Genomic DNA, 25,329 nt, shown 5'->3' with positions numbered 1-25,329 from the left:
GCCGGTCACGCAGGCGGCGGGGTGGGACGCAGGGCGAGGACCGCGATGTCGTCGGTGCTGCCCGCGCCGAGGCCGAGGATCAGTTCGTCGCAGAAGACGTCGAGGGGAGCCTGAGCGAGGGCGGCGGCGTGTCGGCGCAGCCGTCCCATGGAGTCGCTGAGTGATTCTCCTGGGCGTTCGATCAGTCCGTCGGTGTACATGAGCAGGGTGGAGTGGGCCGGTAGCGGGTCGCGGGCGGTGGGCCTGGGAAGAGTGCTGTCCACGCCGATGAGGAGACCGGAGGCGGAGTCCAGGTAGCGGGTGTCGCCGTTCGGGCATGTCAGCAGCACGGGGAGGTGGCCCGCGCACGAGTGGCGCACCTCCCACGGGCCGCTGTGGGGGCCTGTCACGACGGCGTACGCGCAGGTCGCGGTGGAGTGCGGGTACAGGGTGAGGGTCGCGAGGTCGAGGCGGCGCAGCACCTCCGAGGGGTCGTCCTGGCAGTCGACGGCGATGCCGCGGAGCATGTTGCGCAGTTGGCTCATCGTCACGGCGGCGTTCAGGTCGTGCCCGGACACGTCTCCGATGACCAGCGCCGTGTCTCCGTCGGGCAGGGTGAAGGCGTCGAACCAGTCGCCGCCGATCTGCGCGGTGGTGCTGGACGGGGCGTAGCGGGCGGTGATCTCCATGAAGGGGATGTGCGGGAGGCGGGGCAGCAAGGAGCGCTGGAGGCGCTCGGCGGCGGTGCGGGTGTGCTGGTGCAGACGCGCGTTGTCGACGCTGAGCGAGATGCCTTCCACGAGGTCGGCGATGAGCAGTGCGTCGTCTTCGGTGAAGGGGGCGTCGTGGCCGGTGCGTACCGCGATCAGGGCGCCAAGGACCTCGCGCCGTCCTCGTAGGGGCGCCATGATCGTGCTGCTGGCGTCCAGTTGCTCGAACAGCTTCAACTGCCGGGCGTCCAGGGCGTTCTCGGCCTGGTCCGGCGAGGGGATATCGGTGATCAGCAAGGGGCCCGCGCCGTTGAGCACCCGTGCCAGCGGTCCTTGCGCGTTCTCGGAGACCGCGGGCAGTTTGCCGAGGTACACCCCGTCGCTCAGTGCGCGGGGATCGCGGTGGACGACGCAGACGCGTTCGGCGTCGCCGTGCTCGTCGAGCAGGTCGACCACGCACCAGTCGGCCATCTGCCGGGTGAGGACCTGGCACGCCCGGCGCAGTCCCTCGCACAAGTCGAGGGTGCTCGACAGGGCGCTGGTGGTGTCGGCCAGCAGGTTCAGCCGCTCCCATGCCCGTGACGTCCGCTCACCGACGGCGTGCGGCGCTGCTGCCGTGCCGGACGGCGGCCGCGCGGAGGGCGCGGGAGTGGGAGGCGGCAGGGGGCGGTGCTCGCCGGGAGCCGTCGCCGCGGGCATGAACTGGCCGACGCGGACCGTGCGGCCGTCCACCGCCTCATGGCTGCGGACGTGCAGACGCACATGGACCAGACTGCCGTCGCGGTGCAGTGCCGGCAGCGGGATGGAGCGGCCCATGATGCGGGAGCGGCCGGTCAGCCGCAACGCGGTGAACCCGGCCCGGTGACGCTCGCGCAGATGGTCGGGGATCAGCATCGTCAGCGGCCGGCCGATCAGCTCGTCGCTCTGCCATCCGAGCAGGTCGGCCAGAGCGGTGTTGGCCGTGATGATCCGGCCGTCGTCGTCGGCGGCGACCGACGGCACACTGTTGTCCTCCACTTCCCCCGCGTCCCAGGGCACCAGCTCCACCGACGTCGCGTCCGGACCGCCCGGCTGAAGCGTCCACGCGGTGGGCGGGCCTCCGGAGAGCTGAGCGACCAGCTGGTCGAGCACCCATTGGTGGTGGCTCCGCACGTGCGGAGGGGCCGGAAGGGTGAGCACCGATCCCAGTTGCGCCGCCGCGTCACCTTGCTCGAACACGCGCCGCAGCGTGTCCACGGCGGATGCGGCGTCCGACGGGAACGCGATGTCCACCGTCACCGTGGCGCCGCTGGTGACCGTCTCCTCCAGCGCGGACGTCATGCTCGCGTTCAGCACGTTCGCCATGTCCCCGGCGACGAGCAGTTCCACGTCCGACACTCCGACGCGGTCCTCGACGCGTCTGGTCAGCATCAGTTCGCGCAGCATCTCGTCACCGTGCTGCTGCGCCGCGCGGAACACGATGCACGGCATGTCGATCAGCGTCACGGTCGTGGTCCGCCCGCCCACGGGCGCGGGCTCCCATCCGGACGACGGCGGCACCGGGGCCTTGGGCCACAGCTCGAACCAGACCGTCTTGCGGCCTTCCCCGATGTGGGCCCCATGGCTGGAGGCCAGCTCCTGGACGACCGCGAGGCCCCGTCCGGTACCGGCGTACGGCCTGGCCTTCCGCGGCACGAGCGGCCGGTCCGGTCTGCCGTCGCCGACGCGTACGCGTACGTGCCCTTCGTGCGACCAGACCCGCACCTCGACCTCGGTATGCGCGTGCAGCACCGCGTTGGTCACCAGCTCACTGGTCAGCAATTCGGCGGTCTCCACCGCCTGCGGCGCGACATCGCGCAGCACCGACCGCATGAATTGCCGGGCCAGCGGCACACTGCGTCTCTCCGGAGGGAAGCGCCGGAAGGAAACTCCCGATGGTCCATAGCCGTCCATAAAACCATCAATCCCTCCAAACGGTGTGAATGTAACTCACACGTGCAGTGAGACCACCGAAGGTGGGGAAACAGGGGGACGTCATCGCACCGGCGACAGCCGCGCGCCCACCCGCGCCGCGGTCTCCCGCAGCCAGATGTGCGCGGCGTCGTGCGTGTGCACCGGATGCCACCACAGGGCCTCCCGCAACGGCACGGCTTCGTACGGCGGTTCCACGACCCGGACCGGGGCGATCGGCGTCAGCAGACGGGCGAGGCGTCGCTGAATCATGGCGATGCGCCGCGTGCCGGCCACCAGCAGCGGAAGCATCTGGAAGCTGTCGACGGACACTTCCACTCGCGGTTCGACCCCGAGCATGCCGAGCTGGCGCACGGCCGGGGCGTCGTAGGTCCGCTGGTAGGTGACCCAGGGCAGCTCGGCCAGGTCCTGCCGGGTGAGCCGGCCGGTGACGGTGGGGTGGTCGTCGGCGACCACGAAGACCCACCGGTCCTCGTAGAGATCGGTGGCGGGGAAGTCGTTGATCACGCCGTGCGGCATGAGCAGGCCGTCGACGGCGCTGAGCAGGGTGGCAGTGTCGTCCACGACGACGGGCGGGGTCTGCGCGAAACGGAGCCGGACGCCGGGCGCCTCCTCGTGGACGACGCGGGCGAGCTCGGCGCCGAACACGGAGACGGCGTAGTCCGAGGCGACCAGCTTGAACTCGCGGCTCTCTCTCGCCGGGTCGAACTCGGCCTGGCTGGAGAAGAGGCGTTCGAGCACGTCGTAGGCGGTGGAGGTGCGGTCGAGGAGGACCTGGCCGAGGGCGGTCAGTTCGTAGTGGCCGCCGACGCGGGCGAGCAGCTCGTCGTCGAAGTGGCGGCGCAGCCGGGACAGCGCGGCGCTCATGGCGGGCTGGCTCAGTCCGACGCGCTGCCCGGCCCGCGTGACGTTGCGCTCCTCAAGGAGGGCGCGCAGAGCGACGACGAGGTTGAGATCGAGGCGAGCCAGGTTCACGGACTTTCCCTTGCTGTACGGCTTCGAACGTCGCCGACCAGAGGAAAATCCGTCCGGTGGATGGTCGGTATCCACACAATCTATTTCCCTGATCTCCGGTGGCGGGTCCAGATTAGTGCCACCGCAATCAGGAGGACATGTCCGTGAAACCTGCTCCCGCGCCCTTCGCCGGCCCTTTCGCCCTCGCGACCCTCTCGGATTCCGACGGACCGGCGTTCCCCGCTCTGGTCACCCCCGACGAGCACGTAGTCGATCTGCGGGCCGCCCTCGGCGACGACCGGCTGACCGTGCGCCACCTCCTGGAGGACTGGGCCGCGGTGCTGCCGCGACTGCGCTCCCTGGCCGACGACGGTTCCGCGGAGCGCAGGCCGCTGGCGGGGTTCCGCGTGCACGCGCCGGTCGAGCCGCGCCAGGTGTTCCAGTCCGGCGCCAACTACCGGCAGCACGTCATCGATCTGCACGTGGCGCACAAGGCGCCGGGGGACGACCGCCCGGAGGCGGAGCGGCGCGCCGAGGCGGCCGAGATCATGGACCGGCGGGCGGAGCAGGATCTGCCGTACGTCTTCATCGGACTGCCGAGCGCGATCACCGGCCCGTACGACGATGTCGTGCTGCCCGCGTGGGCCGAGAAGCCGGACTGGGAGCTGGAGTTGGCGGCCGTGATCGGCCGTCCGGCGTACCGCGTGTCCGTCGAGGAGGCTCTGGAGCACGTCGCCGGGTACACGATCGCCAACGACCTCACCGACCGCGCCACCGTCTTCCGCCGCGACATGCCGCAGATCGGCACGGACTGGCTGCGCAGCAAGAACGCCCCCGGGTTCACCCCGCTCGGCCCGTGGCTCGTACCGAGGGACTCCCTCGCGGACCCCGGCGATCTGCGGCTCACGCTCAAGCTGAACGGCGAGACCATGCAGGACGAGTCCACCAAGGACATGATCTTCGACCTCGCCCGCATGGTGTCCTACGCCTCGCAGAGCGCCCGCCTCCTCCCCGGCGACGTGGTCCTGACCGGCTCCCCCGCCGGGAACGGCATGCACTGGGGCCGCCTGCTGCGCGACGGCGACGTGATGGACGGCTCGATCACCGGGCTCGGCGTCCAGCGCACCCGGTGCGTCGCGGAGGTGACCCCGTGACCCTGGACCGCACGGACCCGGAGGGCGCGATCGCCCAGGCCGCCAAGGCGTACTCCAACTGGGGGCGCTGGGGCGAGGACGACCGCATCGGCACGCTCAACTTCCTGGACGAGGCCAAGCGCCGGGAGGGCGCGGCGCTCGTCCGGCGCGGCGTCGGCTTCTCGCTCTCCCAGCGCTTCGACATGGACGGCCCGCAGAAGGGCTGGCGGCGCCGGACCAACCCGGTGCACACCATGCTCGACACCGGCACCGACGCGGCCCTCGGCAACCAGGGCTTCCCGCACGGTCTCGGCGGCGCCGACGACGTCATCGCCATGCCGCTGCAGTGCTCCACCCAGTGGGACGGGCTCGGCCACATCTTCGACCACGGCAAGGCATGGAACGGGCGCCCCGCCGAACAGGTCGTCACCTCCGACGGCGACCTGGTCACCGGCATCGAGCACATGGCCCCGTACGTCGCCGGGCGCGGCGTCCTCCTCGACGTGGGCCGCGTCGTGGGCGCAGCCGGTGAACTCCCCGACGGCTTCCCGGTCACCGAGGAGCATCTGACCGCGACGGCCGAGGCGCACGGCGTGGCCGTCGGCCGGGGCGACATCGTGCTGGTGCGCACCGGCAGTCTCGCGCGGGCCCGGCGCGAGGGCTGGGGCGAGTACGCCGGCGGCCCGGCGCCCGGCCTGTCGTTCACCTCGGCGGGCTGGCTGCACCGTACCGAGATCGCCGCGATCGCCACCGACACCTGGGGCTTCGAGGTCCGGCCGAACGAGTTCGAGCACGCCTTCCAGCCGCTGCACCAGGTCGTGATCCCGAACATGGGTCTGCTCATCGGCGAGATGTGGGACCTGGACGCGCTCGCCGCGGACTGCGCGGCCGACGGCGTGTACGACTTCTGGCTGACGGCCGCCCCTCTGCCGATCACCGGCGCCGTCGGCTCGCCCGTCAACCCCATCGCCGTCAAGTAGTCCGCAACCACGCACCGCAACAAGGGAGTTCCTCCATGAGCACGCCCTGCACAGTCCTCGTCATAGGCGGCGGCGCGGCAGGCAACGCCGCCACGATCCTGCTGCGCCGCGCCGGTATCGAGGTCGACCTGATCGAGGCCAAGGACGACTGGAACGCCACCGCCGGCTCCGGCATCACCCTCCAGGGCAACGCCCTGCGCGTGCTACGCGAACTCGGCGTGTGGGACCAGGTGGAGAAGTCCGGGTACGGCTTCAGCGCGGTCGGCATCACCGCGCCGGACGGCACCGTCCTGCACGTCGCGGAGGACCTGCGTACTGGCGGCGACGACCTGCCCGCCACCGTCGGCATGCAGCGCCCGCAGCTCCAGCGCATCCTCAGCGACGCGGTCCGCGCCAGCGGCGCGGGCATCCGGCTCGGCGTGCGCGCCACGTCCCTGGACCAGTCCGCCGCCGACGACCGCGTCACCGTCCGCTTCAGCGACGGCACCGAGGACCGCTACGACCTGGTGATCGCCGCCGACGGCCTCGGCTCCGCCACCCGCGCGGCCATCGGCATCATGGACAGACCCGAACCCACCGGCATGGCGATCTGGCGGGTCGCCACGCCCCGCCCGGCCGGGTTGACCCGTACCGACCTCGCCTATGGCGGCCCCGCCTACATCGCCGGGTACTGCCCCACCAGCGAGGACACGATCTACGCGTACGTCGTCGAGGCGAAGCGGGATCGTGCCGCGATCCCGCCCGACTCGTACGCGGACGAGATGCGCGCCCTGGCACGGCACTACGGCGGCCACTGGCGGGAGATCACCGCGCACATCACCGACCCGGCGAAGGTGAACTACACGTGGTTCGACCGGATGCTGGTCGAGGGCTCCTGGCACCGCGGCCGTGTCGTCCTCGTCGGCGACGCCGCGCACTGCTGCCCGCCCACCCTCGCCCAGGGCGCGGCCCTGTCCCTGGAGGACTCCTGGGTCCTCGCGCAGCTCCTGACGTCGTCCGAGGTCTGGGACGACACACTCCTCCAGGCGTACTACGAGCGACGGGTCGCCCGCGTACGTCCCGTGGTCGAGGCCTCCGTCCAGATCGGCCAGTGGCAGCTCGACGGAGACCGCGACGCCGACCTGCCCGGCCTGATGGGCCGCACCATGGCCATACTGACGGAGCTTCCGTGACGACGCCCCCGCCCACCGTCGACGTGCACGCCCACGTCCTGCTGCCCGAGATCGACGCGCTGGTCGAGGGCGCGCCGGGCCATGCCGAAGCGAAGGCCCTGGACGCCCGGCGCAACGGACCGGACGCACTCCGCGTCAACGGCCCGATGATCGGCACACGCCTCCCCCGCCTCACCGACCCCACCGCCCGCCTCACCGCGATGGACGCCCAGGGCGTGGACATCCAACTGGTCAGCCCCTCCCCCTCGCACTACCACTACTGGGCCGGCGAGGAGACGGCGGAGAAGGTGTACCGGCTGGCCAACGAGGCGACCGCCGCGCACTGTTCGGCCGCGCCGGACCGGCTGCGCGGACTCGGCCTCGTCCCCCTGCAACACCCCGCGCAGGCGGTACGCGCACTCGACCACGCCCTCGCGCAGGGCCTGTACGGGGTGGAGATCTCCAGCCACGCGCCCGGCCGCGAACTGTCCGACCCGGAGTACGCCCCGCTCTGGGCGAGGGCCGAGGAAACCGGCGCGCTGGTCTTCCTGCACCCCTTCGGCTGCACGCTCGACGAGCGGCTCGACCGCTGGTACCTGTCCAACTCCGTCGGCCAGCCCACCGAGAACGCCGTCGCCCTCTCGCACCTCATCTTCTCCGGCGTCCTGGACCGCCACCCGGGCCTGCGCATCATCGCCGCGCACGGCGGCGGCTATCTGCCCACGCACATCGGCCGCGCCGACCACGCCTGGTCCGCCCGGTCCGACGCGGGTTCCGGCTGCGCCCGCCTGCCGAGCAGCTATCTGAGGCGGCTCTACTTCGACTCCTTGGTCCATAACCCGTACGTGCTGCGGGAGTTGGTACGGGTGGCGGGAGCCGACCGGGTGCTGCTCGGTTCCGACTTCCCCTTCGACATGGGCACCGACGACCCCCTCGGCGCCCTGCGCGCCGCCCGCCTGTCCGACTCCGACTTCGACGCGATCCGCGGCGCCAACGCGGTCGCCCTCCTCTCCCGGAAGGACTGACGCCATGAGCACCCCCATGAGCAACCGTCTGCTCACCCACCTGCGCCACGTCGACCTCGCCGTGCCCGACTACGACAAGCAGCTCGACTTCTACTCCGGCGTCTGGGGCCTGACCAAGGTCGCCGAGGACTCCGGCATCTCCTTCCTCGCCGCCGAGGGCAGTCCGGAGAACTACGTGATCCGGCTGCGCAAGGCCGACGAGAAGCGCCTCGACCTCGTCTCCTACGGGGCCGCGTCGGCGGCGGACATCGACACGCTGGCCGAACAACTCCTCTCCGGTGGCGTTGAGTTGATATCCCGTCCTGGAACCGTCGACACCCCCGGTGGCGGCTACGGCTTCCGGTTCTTCGACGTCGACGGCCGCACCATCGAGGTCTCCGCCGATGTCGCCGTGCGCGAGCACCGCAAGATCGAGGAGAAGGAGGCCATCCCGGTCAAACTCTCCCACGTCGTGCTCAACTCCCCCGACCTGAACCGGACCCGTGCGTGGTACGAACGCCACCTGGGCTTCGCCCTCTCCGACACCCTGTCCTCGCCGCACATGGGCGAGGTCATGCACTTCCTGCGCATCTCCAACCAGCACCACTCGATGGCGATCGCGCAGGGCCCGCACACCGCCCTGCACCACGTCTCCTTCGAAATGCGCGGCCTCGACGAGTACATGCGCGGCTCCGGACGGGTCATGCGCGCCGGGTACCGGAAGATCTGGGGGCCCGGCCGGCACATGGCGGGCGACAACACCTTCACGTACTTCCTCGACCCGCACGGCAACACCGTCGAGTACACCACCGAGCTGGAGCTGCTCGACGAGGACACCTGGCACCCGCACGTCTACGACTTCTCGCAGCCCGAGGTCACCGACCAGTGGGGCACCGCCAACCCCATGAATGAACTCATCGCCAAAGAGTCCTTCAACGACCCCGACCGCGGCGTGTTCATCGCCCCGCCGGTCTGATCCGACCGGTCCCCGCCCGCGCCAGGAGTACCCCGCATGCGTTTCGCCACCTGCGCACATGAAGACCCCGCAGACATATGTGTCGCCGTCGTCAAGGACGAGGGCACGCTCCACCCGCTGCCCGGCGCCGCCTCCCTCACCGAGTTGCTGCGCTCCGGCGGCGGACTGCCCGCCCTCCTCGACGCGGGCGCCTCCGCGCTCGACCAACCGCCGGGGCCGCACGTCTCCGAGGTGCGGTTGCTGCCCCCGATCCAGCCCTCCTCCGTACGAGACTTCGTCACCTTCGAGGAACATGTGGAGGGCGTACGCCGCTCCGTGGACGGCGTCAGCGGTGTCCCCGAGCAGTGGTACGCGGCCCCCGCCTTCTACTTCACCAACCCGCACGCGATCCACGGCCACGGCGACGCCATCCCGATGCCGCCGGGCTCCGCCGTGCTCGACTACGAGCTGGAGGTCGCCGCCGTCATCGGCCGCGAGGGCCACGACCTCACCCCGGAAGAGGCCCGCGACCACATCATCGGCTACACGGTCCTCAACGACTGGTCCGCCCGCGACCTCCAGTCCGCCGAGATGAAGGTCGGTCTCGGTCCCTGCAAGGGCAAGGACACCGCCACCACGCTCGGCCCGTACCTGGTCACCGCCGACGAACTCGACCCGTACCGCGACGGCGACGGCTTCCTGCGTCTTGCCCTGACCGCGCGGATCAACGGTCAGGTCGTCGGTGCGGACCTGCTGTCCAACATGAGCTGGACGTTCGAGGAGATGGTCGCCTACGCCTCGCGCGGCACGCGCGTCGTGCCCGGCGACATCCTCGGCTCCGGCACCTGCGGCAACGGCGGCTGCCTCGCTGAGCTGTGGGGCCTGCGCGGCGAACAGACCCCGCCGCCGCTGAAGCCCGGTGACACGGTCACCCTCACGGTGGAGGGCATCGGCACGCTCACCAACACCGTCGCGCCCGGCGCCGCCCCGGTCCCGCTGCCCACCGGTCGGCGCCGATCCCGGGAGCGGCCATGAGCGACGACCTGTACCTCAAGCGGCTCCTCGGCAAGGTCGTGGTCGTCACCGGCGCGGCCCGTGGCCAGGGCGCCGCCGAGGCCGAGGCCCTCGCCCGGGAGGGCGCCCGCGTCATCGCCACCGACGTCACCGAGGGACCCGGCATCCGTCCGCTCGACGTCACCGACGAGACACAGTGGGCGCGGCTCGCCGCCGAGCTGCGGGAGTCGTACGGCGAGGTCCACGGCCTGGTCAACAACGCGGGCGTCACCTGGCGCGCCCGCCTCGACGAGGTACGCGCCGACGACTTCGCGCGCGTCCACGCCGTCAACGTCATGGGCCCGCTCCTCGGCATCCAGCACCTCACCCCGCTGATGCCGCCCGGCGCCTCGATCGTCAACGTAGGCTCGTCGGCCGCGCTGACCGGGCACTATCCGGTGGCGTACACGGCCGGCAACTGGGCGCTGCGCGGACTTTCGAAGACGGCGGCGCTCGAACTCGGGCCGCGCGGCATCCGCGTCAACATCATCCACCCCGGCTTCATCGAGACCGGGATGACGGCGTCGGCCGCCCCCGCCTTCAGGGAGGCCAACGTCCGCGAGACACCGCTCGGCCGCACCGGCACGGTCGACGAGATCACCCCGCTCGTCACGTTCCTGCTGTCGGACGACGCCTCCTTCATCACGGGCGCCGAGATACCGGTCGACGGCGGCCTCACCGCCCACGGCGGCGCCAAGTCGATCTCCGACGCCCTGCGGCCCGGGGCGGGTTCATGAGGGCCTGCGGTCGGAGTCAGCCGTTCGCGGGTGCAGGGAGTCCGCGATGGCGACGAGCGACTGCATCATGGCCTCCGAGGCCGGGCTCAGTCGGCGTCCGGCCGCGAGGGTGATGCCGACGCGTGCGCCGACGAGGTCGAGCGAGATCGGCAGCGCGGTGAGCCGTGGGTCGCTCGCGCCGATGAGTTCCGGGAGCGCGGCCACCATGTCGGTCTCCACGAGGAGCTGGCGGATGGTGAGGAACGCGGTGGTCTCGACCCGGTCGGGCGGCAGGGAACAGTCGTTGCGGTGGAAGAACTCCTCCAGCTCCGCGCGGAGCGCCGTCTCCGTTCCCGGCAGGATCCACGGGTAGGCGATCAACTCGCCGAGCGGGATCCGGGCGCGCGCCGCGAGCGGGTGACCGGCGCGCGCGATCACACGGATGGTTTCGGCGTGCAGTGTCTGCTGGATCGTCCCCTCCGGGGGGACCGTCGCCAGGCGGCCGATGATGAAGTCGACCTTGCCCGCTACGAGGTCTTCGAGCAGTGTCTCCGGCGTCGCTTCGCGCACGACGATCCGCAGGGCGGGACGGTCCCGCTTGAGATGGGCGATGGCGCGCGGGAGCAGGAGGTTGGAGCCGGCGAGATGCGTACCGATGACCACGTGGCCGCGGGTGGCGTCGGCGATCTCCTGGAGATGGCGGCTTGCCTGGTTCATCTGGGCCAGCGCCGAGCGCGCGTACTGGGTGAAGGCGTCACCGAACTCGGTGGGCTGGATCCCTCGCGGGCCGCGTTCGTAGAGGGTGACGCCGAGGATGCGTTCGAGATCCTGGAGGCTGCGGGTGACCACGGGCTGGGTGACGTGGAGCGCGGCCGCGGCGCCGACCACGCTCCCTTGGGCGGAGAGCGCCTCGACGAGGAGGAGATGGCGGAATTTCAGCCGCCCGTCCAGCATCCGCGGTATTTCCATACGAGAACGGTAGACCGCCCACGGCCGCCGGGCATAGCCGCCCGGCTGTATGCGGCGCCATAGGCATACCCGCTGGTGGGGCCCGGTTCCAGTATTCGGTGCCGGGCTTGTGCGGGCGGTGGAACGGCGGGCCCCGGCCGTGGAGGCACGGGCGCCAGGGCCCGCTGTTCAGCGATCGGCGGGTACGCGCCCGACCCAGCGCAGTGCGTTGCCTCCGGCGATCGCCTCGCGTTCCGCGGCGCTGAGGAAGTCGGCCTTGCGCAGGACCTCGCCGACGGGCCGTTCGCCCAGCGGGTAGGGGTAGTCGCTGCCCAGCATGACGTGGTCCGCGCCGAGGGTGTCGACCAGCGTGCGCAGAGCCACCGGGTCGAAGACGACGCTGTCCACGCTGAACCGGCCGAGGTAGGCCGAAGGCGGCTGCTGCGAGGTGGCGATGAGATCCGGGCGGCGATGCCAGGCGTTCTCCAGACGCCCCAGCCAGAACGCGAACGATCCCCCGCCGTGCGCGAAGCAGATCCGCAGCGAGTCCGGCACCCGGTCGAACACCCCGCCGAGGATCATGGCGAGCACGGAGAGATGCGTCTCCGCCGGCATCCCGGTCAGCCACCGCGCCATCCAGCGGTCCAGCCGGGGGGAGGTGGGCATGTCCCAGGGATGCACGAAGACCGGCGCGCCGCGTGAGGCAGCGTGCTGGAGGAAGGTGACGACACCCTCCGCGTCGAGGTCCTGGTCGCCGACGTGGTTGCCGATCTCCACCCCCACATGCCCGGCGTCCAGGCAGCGGTCGAGCTCGCGGCAGGCCGCGTCGGGGTCCTGAAGCGGCACCTGGGCGAACGGAATGAAGCGTTCGCTGTCGGGTGCGCAGATCTCCAGGGCGAGATCGTTGAAGATCCGGCAGACCTTGACCGCCTCGGCTCCGCTCAGGTCGTACCCGAAGAACAGCGGTGTCGGAGAGACCACCTGGGCCTGCACGCCATCGGCCGCCATGTCGGCCAGCCGGGCCGACGCGTCCCAGCAGTTCGATTCGATGGCACGGAACTCGGTCTCCCCCACCATGATCATCGCCTGGCGTTCGGACTCCACCCGAAGCCAGGGCTGCCCGGGCCCGAGGTCGGGCCAGGCGGCGGGGACGTAGTGGGTGTGTATGTCGATGACATCGGACACCGGCTCAGCCCTTACCGGGGTGCAGGGCGCCGCAGTTTCCGCACGTACGCTGCTCGACGGACGCGTGGAACGCCTCGAACACCGGCGGCAGGTCGGCGACGATGTCCCGCACCTGCAACTCCACCGAATGCACCTTCGTGCCGCACTCCAGGCAGAACCAGCCGAACCGCTCCGTCGTCCCCTCGGGGCGGACGCGCTCCACCACGATGCCGATGGAGCCTTCCTCCGGGCGCTGCGGCGAGTGCCAGGTGTTGCCGGGCAGCAGCCACATGTCGCCCTCGCGGATGTCCACGCGCCGCGGACCGTCCTCGGTGATCACATTGACATGCATATTGCCCTTGACCTGGTAGAAGTACTCCTCGAACGGCTCGTGGTGGAAGTCGAGCCGCTGGTTGGGACCGCCGACGATCTGCACGATGAAGTCACCGCTGGTGTCCCACATCGCCTTGTTGTTGACCGGGGGCTTCAGCAGGTGCTCGTGCTCGGCGATCCACTGCGGGAAGTTGAAGACAGGAGGCAGTGACGACGTCATGAGAGCTCCTTGGTGGTGGGGCCGGACCGGCGCACGGCGACGGCCTGGATCTCGATGAGCAGATGCGGGTGGGGCAGCTGGTGGACCGCGACGGTGGTCCGCGTGGGGCCGCAGGCGTCGAAGTACTCGGCCCATACGCGGTTGTAGCCGCCGAAGTCGTTCATGCTGACCAGATAGGCGGTGACCTGGACCAGGTCGTCGAGCGCGCAGTCCACGGCGGCGAGGACGTCACGGATGTTCTCGATCACGGCCCGGGTCTGCGCCTCGATGTCGAGTTCCGTCACCCCCATCGCATCGGCACTGGCCCCGGCGAAACTGTTGTCGGGGCGGCGGCTGCTGGTCCCGGAGACGAACACCAGGTCGCCGACGACCTTGACATGGGGGAACCGGCCGCGCGGGGTTGCCTTCCCCTCGACCACGAGGGACTCGTCGTTCATCGCTCCTCCGCAGGTGTGTCGGTGGTGGTGATACGGACGGAGCCCAGACCGGGGACGGTGGCGCTGACCGTGACCCCGCCCGGGAGGGCCACCGCGGCGGTCGCCGCCCCGGCCAGCAGCACGGAACCGGCTGGCAGGACGACGCCTTGGGCCGCGGCCATGCGTGCGATCGCGGGCAGGGCGAGGACCGGGTCGCCGAGGATGTCGCTGGTGCTCCCGGTCGCGACGGCCGCGCCGTCGAACTCCAGTGTCACCGGCCGGTCGTCGAACCGTACGTCGGTGGCGGTGAGGTCGGCCGGCTGCCAGGCCCCGGTCACGAAGGCGGCCGCCGAGGTGTTGTCCGCGACGACATCGGTGAGCGAGAACTTGAAGTCCGCGTACCGGCTGTCGATGATCTCCAGACCGGGGGCGACCGCGTCGACGGCGGACCGCAGTTCGGCCTCGGGGTCGGCCGAGGCGCGCGCGTCGAACCGCGCACCGAGGCGGAAGGCCACCTCCGGCTCGACGCGCGGGTGGATGAACTCCTCCATGGCCACGCTGCCACCGTCGGCGTACGCGCCGCTCGCGTACAGCCGGCCGAAGATGACGTCGGAGACGCCCATCTGCAGCGCCTTGGCCTTGCTGGTGAACCCCAGCTTCACGCCGACGACACGGTCACCGCGAACCGCCCTCAGTTCGGAGCCGAGCGCCTGCACCTGGTAGGCGTCGTCCAGAGTGAGCGAGGCGGACCGGCTGAGCTGCGCGATCGCCCGCCTGGAGATGACGGCCTCGTCGAGAGCCGAGGCGTACAGGGAGAGAGGGGAGGTCGGTTCAGCAGTCACAGGGCCACGCACACATTCGTCGTCTCGGTGTAGAAGTGCAGCGAGTGCTTCCCGCCCTCGCGTCCGATACCGGAGCGGCCCGTGCCGCCGAAGGGGGCGCGCAGATCGCGCAGGTACCAGGTGTTGACCCAGGAGAGGCCGACGTCCATCGCCTGCGCCACCCGGTGGGCCCGGCTCAGATCACTGGTCCACACCGAGGCGGCGAGCCCGTACTCGGTGTCGTTCGCCAGGCCGATCGCCTCCTCCTCCGTGTCGAAGGGGATCAGCGCGGCGACCGGGCCGAAGACCTCCTCGCGCACGGTACGACAGGAGTTGTCCAGACCGGTCCACACCGTCGGTTCGATCCAGGCGCCGCGCGCCAGATCCTCACCGAGATCGGGGATGCCGCCCCCGGCGAGGACCTCGGCTCCCTCCTTCACGGCCAGGTCGAGATACGACATCACCTTGGCCCGGTGGGCCTGCGAGATCAGCGGACCGGTCGTCGTACCGGGAGCGTACGGGCTGCCGAGGCGCAACCCCCGGGCCCGCTCGGCGATCCCGGCCGCCAGCTCGTCGAAGAGACCGCGCTGGACGTAGACGCGCTCGGTGCACAGGCAGACCTGACCAGTGTTGAGGAACAAGGACCGGGTCAGCCCGTCGAGGGTCCGCTCCAACGGGGAGTCGTCGAAGACGACGGCCGCGTTCTTGCCGCCCAACTCGAAGGAGACGGGCACCACGCGCGGCGCGACCTCCCTCATGATGGTCGCCCCCGTCGAGGACTCACCGGTGAAAGTGACTCCGTCGATCCCCGGGTGCCGGGTGAGGAACTCACCCGCCGAGCCCGGGCCGAAACCATGGACGACGTTGTAGACGCCGCTCGGCGCGCCCGCCTCGGCGATGACCTCCGCCAGCAGGGTCGCCGTCGACGGAGTCTCCTCGGACGGCTTGACCACCACGGCGTTGCCGCAGGCCAGAGCCGGTGCGACCTTCCATGTGAGCAGCAGCAGCGGAAGGTTCCAGGGCACGATGACGGCCACGACGCCGAGCGGCTTGCGCACCGCGTAGTTGAGGGCGCTACGGCCTTCGGCCGTGTCGGTCAGATACGAGTCGAGGCCGGCGGAGGAGATCGTGTCGGCGAAGGACCGGAAGTTCGCCGCCGCACGGGCCACGTCCAGCTCGCGGGCCAGCGCCACCGGCTTGCCGGTGTCACGGATCTCGGCGTCCACGAACTCCTCGAAGCGCGCCTCGATCCCGTCGGCGATCCGCCGCAGCAAGGCGGCCCTGTCCCGGTCCGTGGAGAGGCCCCAGCGGCCGTCGAACGCCCGGCGCGCGGCCCGTACGGCGGCGTCCACCGTCTCCTGCCCGGCCTCGTGCACCACGGCGACACGGGCGCCGTCGACCGGGCTGATCTTGTCGAACGTGTCCGCGCCCTCGACGAAGCGTCCGTCGATGAAATTGCGGAGCTGAACGATCTCGGTTGGCGCATCGTCAGTCATGGGGGGACCGTACGGTCGCCGTTTCATGCCCGTCCAATGCCGATCCGGGGCGTTGGCATAGCTGAGTGGGCATAGCGGGGGCCGGGTGGTGGGGACACGGTTGGGCACGTGCGCCGTACGAGGCTTGGGTGCGGGGGCGCGCCTGGGTTGTGCGCAGACGGGATAAGGGGGGCGGACTCTCGGGCCGTGCGAGCTGGCAGGGCGCGGACTCCGGGCTGTGCGGAGCCGGATCAAGGGGCGTGCCCTCCCGGGTGGTGCGAAACCGGATCGAGGGGCGTGCACTCCCGGGCCGGTGAAGGCGGAATGAGGGGCGCGGACTCCCGGGCCGTGCGAAGCCAGACACCTGAGCGGGCGTCGCTGGGTCTCGGGAAGCGGGATACGGGAGTTGGCACCCCCGGGCCTTGGGAAACACGACACGGGAGCCAGCACCCCCCGGGCCTCGGGAAACACGACACGGAAGCCAGCACCCCCCGGGCCCCGGGAAACACGACACAGAAGCCAGCCCCCCGGGCCACAGGAAGCAGGACACGGGAGCCGGCACCTCCGGGCCGCGGGAAGCGGGATCAGCGGGCGCGCCCCCGGTATGACCGGATGGCGATAGGTGCGGACGAAGTAGGCATTACCCGAGGCGCTGCGGGCCTGGCGATGATTCGGACCACTGCACACCCGGAGCCCCCAAGGCACCGGCGATGACGAGGAGCAGCAGTGGCCGGAAGTCAAGCAGTCCGCCCGGCGGACACCCATGAGTTCTTCACCTGTCGGCACCCGGAGGACTATCACCCCGACTGGCCGGGCTTCTACCGGCGCGCCGCACACCGCCGCCAGGAGCTGCGCTCGCGGGTGCCGAACGAGGTCGACCTCAAGTACGGCCCCGACGCCCACCAGTTGGTGAACGTCTATCACCCCGAGCCGTCCCTCCCCGCTGCGACCGGCTCCGGTGACCGCCCGGTCATCGTGTACTTCCACGGAGGCCGCTGGCGCGAGGGCCACCCGGCCTACTACGACCACCTCGCAGGCCCCTGGGTGGACGCCGGCGCGGTCTTCATGTCCTGCGGCTACCGGCTCGAACCGCGCCACACCATCGCCGACGCGGTCGCGGACGCGGCCCAGGCGGTGGAGTGGGCGCGCGCGAACGCCGCCCGTTACGGAGGCGACCCGGAACGCATCACCGTGGCCGGGCACTCCGCGGGCGGTCATCTCGCCGCGATGGTCACGCTGACCGACAGTTCCCCGGGTCCGGTGGCGGGCACCGTGTGCATGAGCGCGCCCACCGATCTGCGCGGCATCGTCGAGGACCCGGAGCAGGCCCTATGGCTCAGCCCCGCCCTGCGGGTGAGCCGCAGCCCGGAGCGGGTGGTGGTCTCCTTCGGGGACCCGGAACCCAACCGCAAGACGGACGACGACCTCTGGCTGACCCGCCAGGGACGGCTGCTCGCCGACGCCCTGACCGACGCGGGCAGGCCGCCGGTGACCGTGGCGCTGACCGGGACCGACCACATCGGCACCGCCACCGCCTTCGCCGAACCGGGCTCGGAGCTGTTCGAAGCCGCGCACCAGGTCGTCTTCGGAGGCACCCGATGAGGGACAACAAGACCGTGGCGACGGAGACGGGGACGGAAGCGGGGGCGGGGACGGGGACGGGACAGGGAAGCCTCCTGGCGAGCTTTCGCGGGATGCGCTTCGGAGTGGTGGGACTCGCCTTTCTCGCGGTGTTGCTGGACGGTTTCGACTCCGCGTCGCTCTCCTTCGTCCTGCCTTCCCTGGCCGAGCAGTGGGGCATCGACTCGGCCGACTTCACCCCGGCGGTGGTGCTGACCAACATCGGTGTGGTGCTCGGCTACCTCGCCTCGGGCCGCCTCGCGGTGCGGCTGGGTCTGCGGCGGATGCTGATCGCCGGGACCTTGCTGTTCGCCGCGGGCTCGCTGGCCACCGCCCTGGTGCTTCCCCTGCAGTCACTTGCCGCCCTGAGCACGGTCAGGCTGATCACGGGGCTCGGACTCGGCGTCGTACTGCCCGGCGCCGTCTCCCTCGCCACCGCCCACCACCCGGACGGGCAACGGCAGTCGGTCTCCGTCACGGTCACCCTCGGACTCGCCTTCGGCGGAACGGTCGCGGGCGTCTTCGGCAGCAGCATGCTGGCGTCGGTCGGGGCCACCGGGGTGTTCTGGATCGGCGGCGCACTGCCGCTGCTGCTCGCCCTGGTGATGGGCCGCTGGTTGCCGGCTGCACCGGCATACGTGGCCGCGGACAGCACGGTCGCCGCACCCGGCGCCGACGACCCGGCGGACGCCTCACGCGGGGCCCGAGTCGGCTCGCTGTTCGCACCCGGACTGCGCGCCGCCACGGCCCTGCTGTGGACCTTCGCCTTCCTGGTCTTCATCGCCAGCTACACCCTGCAATCCTGGGTCCCCACGTTGCTGACCGGATACGGATTCGCCGCCTCGCAGGCCCCGATCGGCCTGGCCTTCCTGAGCTTCGGCGGGGTCGTCGGCGGCATCGTGCTCCTGGTGCTCGCCGCCCGGCGTGGAATCAAGTTCGCCCTCATGGTGATGCCGGTGATCGGCGCGGCGTCGATGGTCTGCGCGGCCACCGTCGGCACCGACCACACCGCTCTGCTGCTCGCACTCGCCGGTTCCGGTGCGGGTGTCACGGCCAGCCAGATCGGCCAGCTCACCCTCGCCGTGGCGATGTACCCGCCGGCCACCAGGACCGCCGGAGTGGGCTGGGCCGCGGCCCTGGGCCGGGTCGGCTCGATCGTGGGCCCGGCCGCGGCGGGCGTCCTGCTCGCCCTCTCACTCCCCGGCGACGACATCGTGCTGCTGACCACCATTCCAGTGGTGGTGGCCGCGGCGAGCGCGGCGGTGCTGTGGCGCCTGCCCGCCGCGACCGAGCAGACACGCGGGACCAAGAACACGGAGCGGAAACGACGGGAAGTGGCGGCGCGATGAGTGATGGGTTCAACCTTGGCGACAGCGCGATCAGCGGCGGAACCGGCTTCGGTGGCCGCTCGATGAGCGGCGGGCCTGACCTCGATGGTCGCTCGATGAGCGGCGGATCCAAGCTCGCTGACAGCTCGACGAACACCCGGCCCGGCCCGGGCGACCGCTCGATGAGAGGCGGACCCGGCCCCGGTCACAGTTCAACGAGCGACAGTCCCGAGCCCGCTGACAACCCGCTGAGCCCCGGCCTCGGCGGCAGTTCGATGAGCGACGCGCCCAAACTCACTGACAGCTCGATGAACAACGGAACCGGCCCCGGAGACAGCTCCACGAGCAACAAGCCCGAGCACGCTGACAACTCGTCAGGCAGTCGGCCCAGCCCCGGCTCCAACCCGTTGAGCGGCAGGTCCAACCCCGCTCAAACCCCGACAAGCAGTCGGCTCAACCCCGCCCACACCCCGACGCGCAGTCAGCCCGGCCCCGGCCACAACCCGCTGAGCCACAGGCCCGCCCCCACTGACAACTCCCCGCGCGGCTGGTTCGATCTCGGGGACGTCGTGGTGGTTCCGGTCGTGGAGGCGTCGCGGCTGCTCATCGACCCGGCGGAGTTCTTCCCCGGGCATCCAGGTGTGCCCTCCGGATGGGCCGCCGAGGAGCCCTGGTTCGACCCCGGGCGCGGACGGCTCGTCTTCACCATGCAGGCCTTCCTCGTCGTCACCCCGTACGAGCGGATCCTGGTCGACGCCTGCGTCGGCGACGGCAAGCACCGGGTCAGGCCGGAGTTCGACCGCCAGGACAGCGGCTGGTGGCAGCGGTTCTCGGCGACCGGGCTGTCCGCCGACGACGTGTCCACGGTCGTCCTCAGCCATTTGCACGTCGACCACGTCGGCTGGGCGACGCGGTGGGCGGACGGGCGCTGGCAACCGGCTTTCGCGAAGGCCCGCCACGTTCTCACCGCCTCCGAGTACGACTACTGGCGCTCGGACGCGGGGGCCGCGGCGATGACCCGGACCGGCGACTACCTGGCCGACAGTATCGAGCCGGTCGCCGAGGCGGGTCTGCTGGACCTGACGCCCCCGGACGCCGAGATCGGCCCGCATGTGCGGCTGTGCCCGGCACCGGGTCACACCCCGGGCAACACGGCCGTCCTGGTCACCGGCTCCCGGGCCCGGATGCTGCTCACCGGCGACGTCCTGCACCACCCGCTCCAGATGACGGATCCGGACATCAGCACCCGGTACTGCGTCGACCCCGAGCTGTCGGCACTCACCCGCAGGCGGACGCTGGAATGGCTGGCCGACACCGGAACCGCGATGATGCCCGCGCACTTCGCCGCCCCTTCCGCAGGACATGTCGTTCGGCACGGCTCCGGGTTCGCCTTCGCCCCTGCCGTTGATCTCCACCGCCCGGGCCGGTACGTGGTGGCGGACCGGCCCGACGGGGGCTGAGCGGTCCGCCACACAGCCTGCTCGTCGGCCGACCGAGAGGCGGCCGACGAGCACCGGCGCCGCCGGGTGCGCGCTATTCGTGTGTCCCGGCGGGGAGCAGTCGCGGCTCCGGCGCGGGCGCGGTGTCGCGCTGCACCGTCTCACGGGCGAAGTAGACGGAGACGAGGGTGATACAGCCGAGGAAGATGAGGTAGAGCGAGATGGGCCAGGAGGCGTCGGTGGCCGCAAGGAGCGCGGTCGCGATGAGCGGCGAGAGGCCACCGGCGAACACCGAGGCGAGTTCGTGTCCGAGCGCGATGGCGCTGTAGCGCGAACTCTTGCCGAACAGCTCGGTGAAGAAGCTCGGCTGAGTGCCGATCATGGCCCCGTGGCCGATGCCGATGGCGATGATGAAGGCCAGCCAGACGAGTGCGGGGGTCCCGGTGTCCACGAGCCAGAAGAAGGGGAACGCGAAGGCGACCAGGGTGGCCGCCCCGGCCATGTAGACGGGGCGCCGGCCGATGCGGTCGGAGAGGGCGCCGAACCCCACCATCGAGGCGCCTTCCACGACGTTCGCGACGATGATCCCGGTCAGCAGCAGGCCGTTGCCGACGCCGATGTGCTTGCCGTAGGCGAGGGAGAAGACCAGGAAGACGTACGACGCGCCGTTCTCCGCCATGCGGGCGCCGGCCGTGACCAGGATGGCGCGGGGATGGGTGCGCAGGGCGTGGACGATCGGCAGCCGTTGCTTGTCGCCCTCGTGCTGGACGCTCCGGAACTCCGGTGTCTCCTCTATCTTCAGGCGGATGACGAGGCCGACCAGCGCGGGAACGGCGCCCAGGAGGAAGGGCAGACGCCATCCCCAGGACAGGAACGCCTCGTCGGACAGGGCCTGCACCGCGGCGAAGACTCCGGCGGAGGTGACGAAGCCGAGGTTGATGCCGACCTGGCTCCAGGCCGAGTAGAAGCCGCGGCGTCCCTCGGGGGCGTGCTCGGTGATCATGAGGACGCTTCCGCCCCACTCGCCGCCGACCGCGATGCCCTGGAGGACGCGCAGCAGGGTGAGCAGGATCGGTGCCCATACGCCGATCTGCGCGTAGGTGGGCAGGGCGCCGATGAGGAACGTGGTGAACCCCATGACGAGCAGCGTGATCACGAGCATGGGTTTGCGGCCGAGGCGGTCCCCGAAATGACCGAAGACGATGCCGCCGAGGGGGCGGGCCGCGAAGCCGACGGCGAAGGTGCCGAAGGAGGCCAGGGTGCCGGCGAGGGAGCTGGCCTCGGGGAAGAAGAGGGTGCCGAGCACCAGCGCGGAAGCGGTGCCGTAGAGGAAGAAGTCGTACCACTCGAGTGCGGTTCCGGTCAGGCTGGCGATGGCGATCTTGCGGATCGACTGTGGTCCGGCTGCCGGTTTGTGCGGTGCGGTGGGGCTCATCTCGTCACCTCTGGATGAGGACGGTGGCCATCGGGACGTCGAGGGTCGCGCGGGGTCGTCCCGGTGGCCGGGGAAGGGGGGATGTGCCGGGGCGGGGTACGCCCGAGGGCAGGTTCAGTGGCCGCCGCTGGCGGCCAGGACCTGTCCGGTGACGGCCACCGGCTTCTCGAAGGCGGTGGCCGCGATCTTGGAGGCGGAGACTCGGCTGCCGCCTAAGGGTGGCCTCGACGAGGAGCGTGGTCGCCGTGTCGGGCTGGGTGGCCGTCTTCGCGGAGGTGAGCCAGGGAACGGCGTCCTCGGGAGCACCGCGCGGGCCGGTTTCCGGCTGGCGCGCGAGAGGCCGTGGCCGACTCTCGCCGCTCGACGCGGGCAGACGCCACCACACACTGCCCCGCGTCCTCGTCGCGGTGTCCCGTCACGTACGAGCGCCGTCCGGGCGGGCCGTGGCGGGCTGCTCGCGCCGCAGGACGACGCCCGCGGCCTCGCGGTCCCAGTCGGCGCGTTCGGCTCCCCACTCCCTCAGCACGGTCTTGCGCACCTTGCCGTTCTCGGTCAGCGGCAGTTCCGGGCACAGCGCCACGAAGCGGGGTATCGCGTAGTAGGCCAGCCGGGGTTCGCAGAAGGACACCAGCTCGGTGAAGTCGATCTCCTCACCCTCGACCGGGACGACGGCGGCCATCACCTCGTCCTCGCCCAGTTCGGAGTCCACCGCGTACACCGCGACGTCACGGACACCGGGGTGCTGCGCGAGGACGCTCTCGACCTCGACGGAGGAGATGTTCTCTCCGCGACGGCGGATGACGTCCTTGATGCGGTCGACGAACCTGATCCACCCGTCCGCCTCGATCACCATCCGGTCGCCGGTGTGGAACCACAGGTCCTGCCACGCGGCGACGGTGGCGTCGGGCATGCGGTGGTAGCCGGAGGCGAAGGCGAAGGGTTGCTCGCTGCGCAGCAGCAGTTCGCCCGGTGTGCCGGGGGGAACGTCGAGCCCGTTCTCGTCGACGATCCGGGCGGAGAACCCCTCCTGGAGGCGTCCGATGTAACCCGGCCGCTGTTCGGTCCGGCTCGCGGAGATCACCGCGTTGGTCTCGGTCGAGCCGTAGCCGTCGACGAGAACGACACCGAACCGCTCCTCGAACTCGCGCAGGAGCCCGGCGGGGGTGGCGGGCGCCAGTGCCGCGGTCACCCGGTGCGCCCGGTCGTGCTCCCCCGGCGGCCGGCCCGCCAGGATGCTGATCATGGCGCCCAGCAGATAGGTGAAGGTCGCCCCGCTGGCCGTCACGTCCGACCAGAAGCGGGAGGCCGAGAAGCGCGGGCCGATGACGTACTGGGCACCGCTGACCAGCGCCTGGCTGAAGGCGTTGAGCGCGTTCGTGTGGAACAGCGGCAGGCAGGTGTGCAGCACGTCGGCCGAGGTGATGCCGAGCTGGGCCGTGACGTTGCGGCCCCACCAATAGAACTGGGCGTGGGGGCAGACGACTCCCTTGGAGACCCCGGTGGTGCCCGAGGTGTAGAGGATCACCGCGGGGTGGCCGGGGCCGACCTCCACGGGCTCCACGGCCCGCCCGTCGTCGGGGATCAGGTCGACGGGGACCGGCAGCACCGAGACGACCCCGGCCCCAGCTCCGTCCCCATCTTTGTCCTCATCGAGGAGCCAGATCTGGCGCAGTTCGGCGGTGCTCGGCAGCGCCTCCACCTGTGGGAGGAGGGGGCGTTCGAGAACCAGCAGCTCCGCTTGTGAGTTGGTCAGGATGTGGTGGAGCTGTTCGCCTCGTGCGGCGGTGTTGATCGGCACCGCGACGGCACCGATCCACGCACAGCCAAGTATCAGGTCGAGCAATTCGACCCGGTTGGACGCCATCAGCGCCACCCGGTCTCCGCGCTCCACCCCGTGCCCGCGCAGCAGGCCTCCCGCGACGGCGACGCGTTCGAGCATCTGGGCGGCGGTCCTCCGCGTGTCACCGCAGCGCAGCAGGATGTGGTCCGGGGTCAGGTGCGCGCGCCATCGCAGCAGACCGGGGACGGTCGCACGGGTGAGGTCGGGCGCGGCGGTGTCGTCGCTCATGACAGCTCCTCTCGGGGCCCGCCGCTCGGCGGTACGAAGGCAACGGGGCGGCCGGACGCCTCGGCGCGATCGGACGCGTCGGGGCGGTCGGTGAGTTCCACGACGTCACCGGCGTGAACCGGGCCGTGCAACCTGGCCACGAGCAGTGGCTCGGGGTCGCAGGCCACCGACGCGATGACGACGTCGCCGAGGTGGGTCAGTTGCTCCACCACCCCGCGCTCGACGCTTCTGGGCGCGAGGTCGGCGCCCCCGCAGCGGGGGCACAGCAGCCGGGCGGGGAACCACTGGCCGCCGCACGTCCGGCAGTTCTGGACGATCACACTCATGCGGCCGCCTCCAGGAGCCCGGCGGTGGCACACGCGCCGTAGCGGTAGAGCACCATCCCGTATCCGCTGAACAGGCCGAGCCGGGCGTCGACCTGCCGCTGCCCGGCCTGGCCGCGCAACTGCCGGACGATCTCGACGAGGCCGTGCATGCCTCCCGCGGCACCCGGCTGGCCGGCCGAGAGCTGTCCGCCGGAGGTGTTGACGGCGAGCTTGCGGGTGGCCAGACGCTCGGCGATGAACGCCGGCATCTCACCCCCGGCGACAAAGCCGAGGTCCTTGAGCTGGGCGAGCGCCATGGCCGGGTAGTCGTCGTACACGCTGACCACGTCGATGTCGGCGGGCCCGTGGCCTGCGGCGTCCCACAGTTCGGGCGCGCAGTCGGCCAAGCCGGTGACCAGGCCGTCGCCGGTCTGGTCATCGGTGTTGTAGCGGGCCGAGACGGTCAGCACCCTGGCTCGTCGGGTGCCCGCGGCCCGTTCGTCGGCCGCGACCACCACGGCGTCGGCGCCCGTGACCGGCGGTACGCAGTCGTACCGGCCGAGGGGTTCGGCGACCATGGGGGCGTTGAGGTAGTCGTCGAGCGTCATCGGTGTGCGGTACACGGCCCCGGGGTTGAGGGCCGCCCATGCGCGCTGCGCCACCGCGAGCCGCCCGTAGTCCGTACGCGTCAGTCCCTCGGCCGCCATCTGACGTTGGGTCAGCAGGGCGAAGAGGGCGTTCGGTCCGAGCATGTCCAGCGGAACCAGATGCTCGGCGGTCGCCCGGTTGTACTCGGCCACCATCTTGAGGTGCACCTGCTGGTCCATCCGGTCGCCGGCCACGAGCACGACGACCGAGGCGTCGCCGGACTCCACGGCCCGTACGGCGTGCTGCAGCATCGTGCCGGCGCTCGCCCCGCCGTTGGTGTCCTGCGTCAGCCAGCGCAGCCGCAGTCCGAGCCGCCAGGCCAGGTCGACGGCGTGGTCCGGGCCGAGGGTGAAGCTGCAGGCACCGAAGCCGTCGACGTCGGAGGTCTTCAGATTCGCGTCGGCGAGTGCGCGGCGTACGGCGTCGGCGAGCACCTGTTCCGTGGTCAGGTCGGCTGCCGGATGTCGGGTGTAGGGCGACTCACCGGCGCCGATGACGGAGACGCCGCTTGTCCTCTTTCTCAT

General features: G+C 71.1%; 22 protein-coding genes. 10 read left to right on the top strand and 12 right to left on the bottom strand.

Going from position 1 to position 25,329, the window contains the following annotated elements:
* Window positions 1–5: 5 nt before the first annotated feature.
* Both ABZ877_RS07605 and ABZ877_RS07600 read right to left on the bottom strand, forming a co-directional pair.
* Window positions 6–2,621 (bottom strand): SpoIIE family protein phosphatase, encoded by a 2,616-nt coding sequence (locus tag ABZ877_RS07605; protein WP_361065967.1) that lies wholly within the window; start codon window positions 2,619–2,621, stop codon window positions 6–8.
* An 81-nt stretch (window positions 2,622–2,702) separates the two neighbouring features.
* On the bottom strand, window positions 2,703–3,614 hold the full coding sequence (locus ABZ877_RS07600) for a LysR family transcriptional regulator (RefSeq protein ID WP_361065964.1): 912 nt from the start codon (window positions 3,612–3,614) through the stop codon (window positions 2,703–2,705).
* A gap of 137 nt (window positions 3,615–3,751) precedes the next feature.
* Here ABZ877_RS07600 and ABZ877_RS07595 point away from each other — a divergent pair, with 137 nt between their 5' ends.
* The 7 genes from ABZ877_RS07595 to ABZ877_RS07565 are packed head-to-tail and all read left to right on the top strand — an operon-like array spanning window position 3,752 to window position 10,606.
* Window positions 3,752–4,747 carry a fumarylacetoacetate hydrolase family protein gene (locus ABZ877_RS07595; RefSeq protein WP_361065961.1) on the top strand — a complete coding sequence of 332 codons (996 nt, stop codon included), beginning with the start codon at window positions 3,752–3,754 and terminating at the stop codon, window positions 4,745–4,747.
* Window positions 4,744–5,706: a cyclase family protein gene (locus tag ABZ877_RS07590; protein WP_361065958.1), complete on the top strand. Its 963-nt coding sequence runs from the start codon at window positions 4,744–4,746 to the stop codon at window positions 5,704–5,706. The genes ABZ877_RS07595 and ABZ877_RS07590 overlap by 4 nt, the downstream gene beginning before the upstream one ends.
* A 35-nt stretch (window positions 5,707–5,741) precedes the next feature.
* Window positions 5,742–6,878: an FAD-dependent oxidoreductase gene (locus ABZ877_RS07585; protein ID WP_361065955.1), complete on the top strand. Its 1,137-nt coding sequence runs from the start codon at window positions 5,742–5,744 to the stop codon at window positions 6,876–6,878.
* Window positions 6,875–7,882 carry an amidohydrolase family protein gene (locus ABZ877_RS07580; RefSeq protein ID WP_361065952.1) on the top strand — a complete coding sequence of 336 codons (1,008 nt, stop codon included), beginning with the start codon at window positions 6,875–6,877 and terminating at the stop codon, window positions 7,880–7,882. Before ABZ877_RS07585 ends, ABZ877_RS07580 begins: the two co-directional genes overlap by 4 nt.
* A 16-nt stretch (window positions 7,883–7,898) precedes the next feature.
* The gene (locus ABZ877_RS07575) at window positions 7,899–8,837 is read left to right on the top strand and encodes a VOC family protein (protein WP_361066372.1); all 939 of its coding nucleotides are present in this window, start codon (window positions 7,899–7,901) and stop codon (window positions 8,835–8,837) included.
* Between the two features lie 36 nt (window positions 8,838–8,873).
* Entirely contained in the window at window positions 8,874–9,851 is a 978-nt protein-coding gene (locus ABZ877_RS07570) for a fumarylacetoacetate hydrolase family protein (RefSeq protein WP_361065949.1), read from the top strand.
* Window positions 9,848–10,606 (top strand): SDR family oxidoreductase, encoded by a 759-nt coding sequence (locus ABZ877_RS07565; RefSeq protein ID WP_361065947.1) that lies wholly within the window; start codon window positions 9,848–9,850, stop codon window positions 10,604–10,606. The genes ABZ877_RS07570 and ABZ877_RS07565 overlap by 4 nt, the downstream gene beginning before the upstream one ends.
* Here the strand turns inward: ABZ877_RS07565 and ABZ877_RS07560 are convergent.
* The 6 genes from ABZ877_RS07560 to ABZ877_RS07535 all read right to left on the bottom strand — a co-directional run bounded on the left by ABZ877_RS07560 (window position 10,601) and on the right by ABZ877_RS07535 (window position 15,983).
* Window positions 10,601–11,554 (bottom strand): LysR substrate-binding domain-containing protein, encoded by a 954-nt coding sequence (locus ABZ877_RS07560; protein WP_361065944.1) that lies wholly within the window; start codon window positions 11,552–11,554, stop codon window positions 10,601–10,603. The genes ABZ877_RS07565 and ABZ877_RS07560 overlap by 6 nt on opposite strands.
* A gap of 168 nt (window positions 11,555–11,722) precedes the next feature.
* The gene (locus ABZ877_RS07555; protein WP_361065941.1) at window positions 11,723–12,718 is read right to left on the bottom strand and encodes an amidohydrolase family protein; all 996 of its coding nucleotides are present in this window, start codon (window positions 12,716–12,718) and stop codon (window positions 11,723–11,725) included.
* A gap of 4 nt (window positions 12,719–12,722) precedes the next feature.
* On the bottom strand, window positions 12,723–13,250 hold the full coding sequence (locus ABZ877_RS07550; protein WP_361065938.1) for a 3-hydroxyanthranilate 3,4-dioxygenase: 528 nt from the start codon (window positions 13,248–13,250) through the stop codon (window positions 12,723–12,725).
* Complete coding sequence (locus ABZ877_RS07545; protein ID WP_361065934.1) at window positions 13,247–13,687, bottom strand: RidA family protein; 441 nt, start codon at window positions 13,685–13,687, stop codon at window positions 13,247–13,249. Before ABZ877_RS07545 ends, ABZ877_RS07550 begins: the two co-directional genes overlap by 4 nt.
* A complete protein-coding gene (locus ABZ877_RS07540) occupies window positions 13,684–14,508 on the bottom strand; it encodes a fumarylacetoacetate hydrolase family protein (RefSeq protein ID WP_361065931.1) in 825 nt (274 codons plus the stop codon). The genes ABZ877_RS07545 and ABZ877_RS07540 overlap by 4 nt, the downstream gene beginning before the upstream one ends.
* Window positions 14,505–15,983, bottom strand: a complete 1,479-nt coding sequence (locus ABZ877_RS07535; RefSeq protein ID WP_361065928.1) for a 2-hydroxymuconic semialdehyde dehydrogenase — start codon at window positions 15,981–15,983, stop codon at window positions 14,505–14,507. The genes ABZ877_RS07540 and ABZ877_RS07535 overlap by 4 nt, the downstream gene beginning before the upstream one ends.
* A 705-nt stretch (window positions 15,984–16,688) precedes the next feature.
* On the opposite strand from ABZ877_RS07535, the gene ABZ877_RS07530 reads away from it, so the two are divergent.
* The 3 genes from ABZ877_RS07530 to ABZ877_RS07520 all read left to right on the top strand — a co-directional run bounded on the left by ABZ877_RS07530 (window position 16,689) and on the right by ABZ877_RS07520 (window position 20,370).
* Window positions 16,689–17,564 (top strand): alpha/beta hydrolase, encoded by an 876-nt coding sequence (locus ABZ877_RS07530; protein ID WP_361065925.1) that lies wholly within the window; start codon window positions 16,689–16,691, stop codon window positions 17,562–17,564.
* Entirely contained in the window at window positions 17,561–18,931 is a 1,371-nt protein-coding gene (locus ABZ877_RS07525; RefSeq protein ID WP_361065921.1) for an MFS transporter, read from the top strand. The genes ABZ877_RS07530 and ABZ877_RS07525 overlap by 4 nt, the downstream gene beginning before the upstream one ends.
* 287 nt (window positions 18,932–19,218) lie before the next feature.
* Window positions 19,219–20,370 (top strand): MBL fold metallo-hydrolase, encoded by a 1,152-nt coding sequence (locus ABZ877_RS07520; RefSeq protein WP_361065918.1) that lies wholly within the window; start codon window positions 19,219–19,221, stop codon window positions 20,368–20,370.
* A gap of 73 nt (window positions 20,371–20,443) precedes the next feature.
* Here the strand turns inward: ABZ877_RS07520 and ABZ877_RS07515 are convergent, their stop codons facing one another.
* From ABZ877_RS07515 to ABZ877_RS07500, 4 genes are all read right to left on the bottom strand, one after another.
* Window positions 20,444–21,784 carry an MFS transporter gene (locus tag ABZ877_RS07515; RefSeq protein WP_361065915.1) on the bottom strand — a complete coding sequence of 447 codons (1,341 nt, stop codon included), beginning with the start codon at window positions 21,782–21,784 and terminating at the stop codon, window positions 20,444–20,446.
* 415 nt (window positions 21,785–22,199) lie between these two features.
* The gene (locus ABZ877_RS07510) at window positions 22,200–23,852 is read right to left on the bottom strand and encodes an ATP-dependent acyl-CoA ligase (protein ID WP_361065912.1); all 1,653 of its coding nucleotides are present in this window, start codon (window positions 23,850–23,852) and stop codon (window positions 22,200–22,202) included.
* Complete coding sequence (locus ABZ877_RS07505) at window positions 23,849–24,178, bottom strand: zinc ribbon domain-containing protein (protein WP_361065909.1); 330 nt, start codon at window positions 24,176–24,178, stop codon at window positions 23,849–23,851. The genes ABZ877_RS07510 and ABZ877_RS07505 overlap by 4 nt, the downstream gene beginning before the upstream one ends.
* Complete coding sequence (locus tag ABZ877_RS07500; protein WP_361065906.1) at window positions 24,175–25,329, bottom strand: thiolase family protein; 1,155 nt, start codon at window positions 25,327–25,329, stop codon at window positions 24,175–24,177. Before ABZ877_RS07500 ends, ABZ877_RS07505 begins: the two co-directional genes overlap by 4 nt.

The sequence above is a fragment of the Streptomyces sp. NPDC046939 genome, assembly GCF_040644575.1.
In the GTDB taxonomy this organism is placed as follows: domain Bacteria; phylum Actinomycetota; class Actinomycetes; order Streptomycetales; family Streptomycetaceae; genus Streptomyces.
The sequence above is the reverse complement of the archived record's forward strand: the minus strand, read 5'-3'. Positions and strand labels throughout refer to the sequence as shown.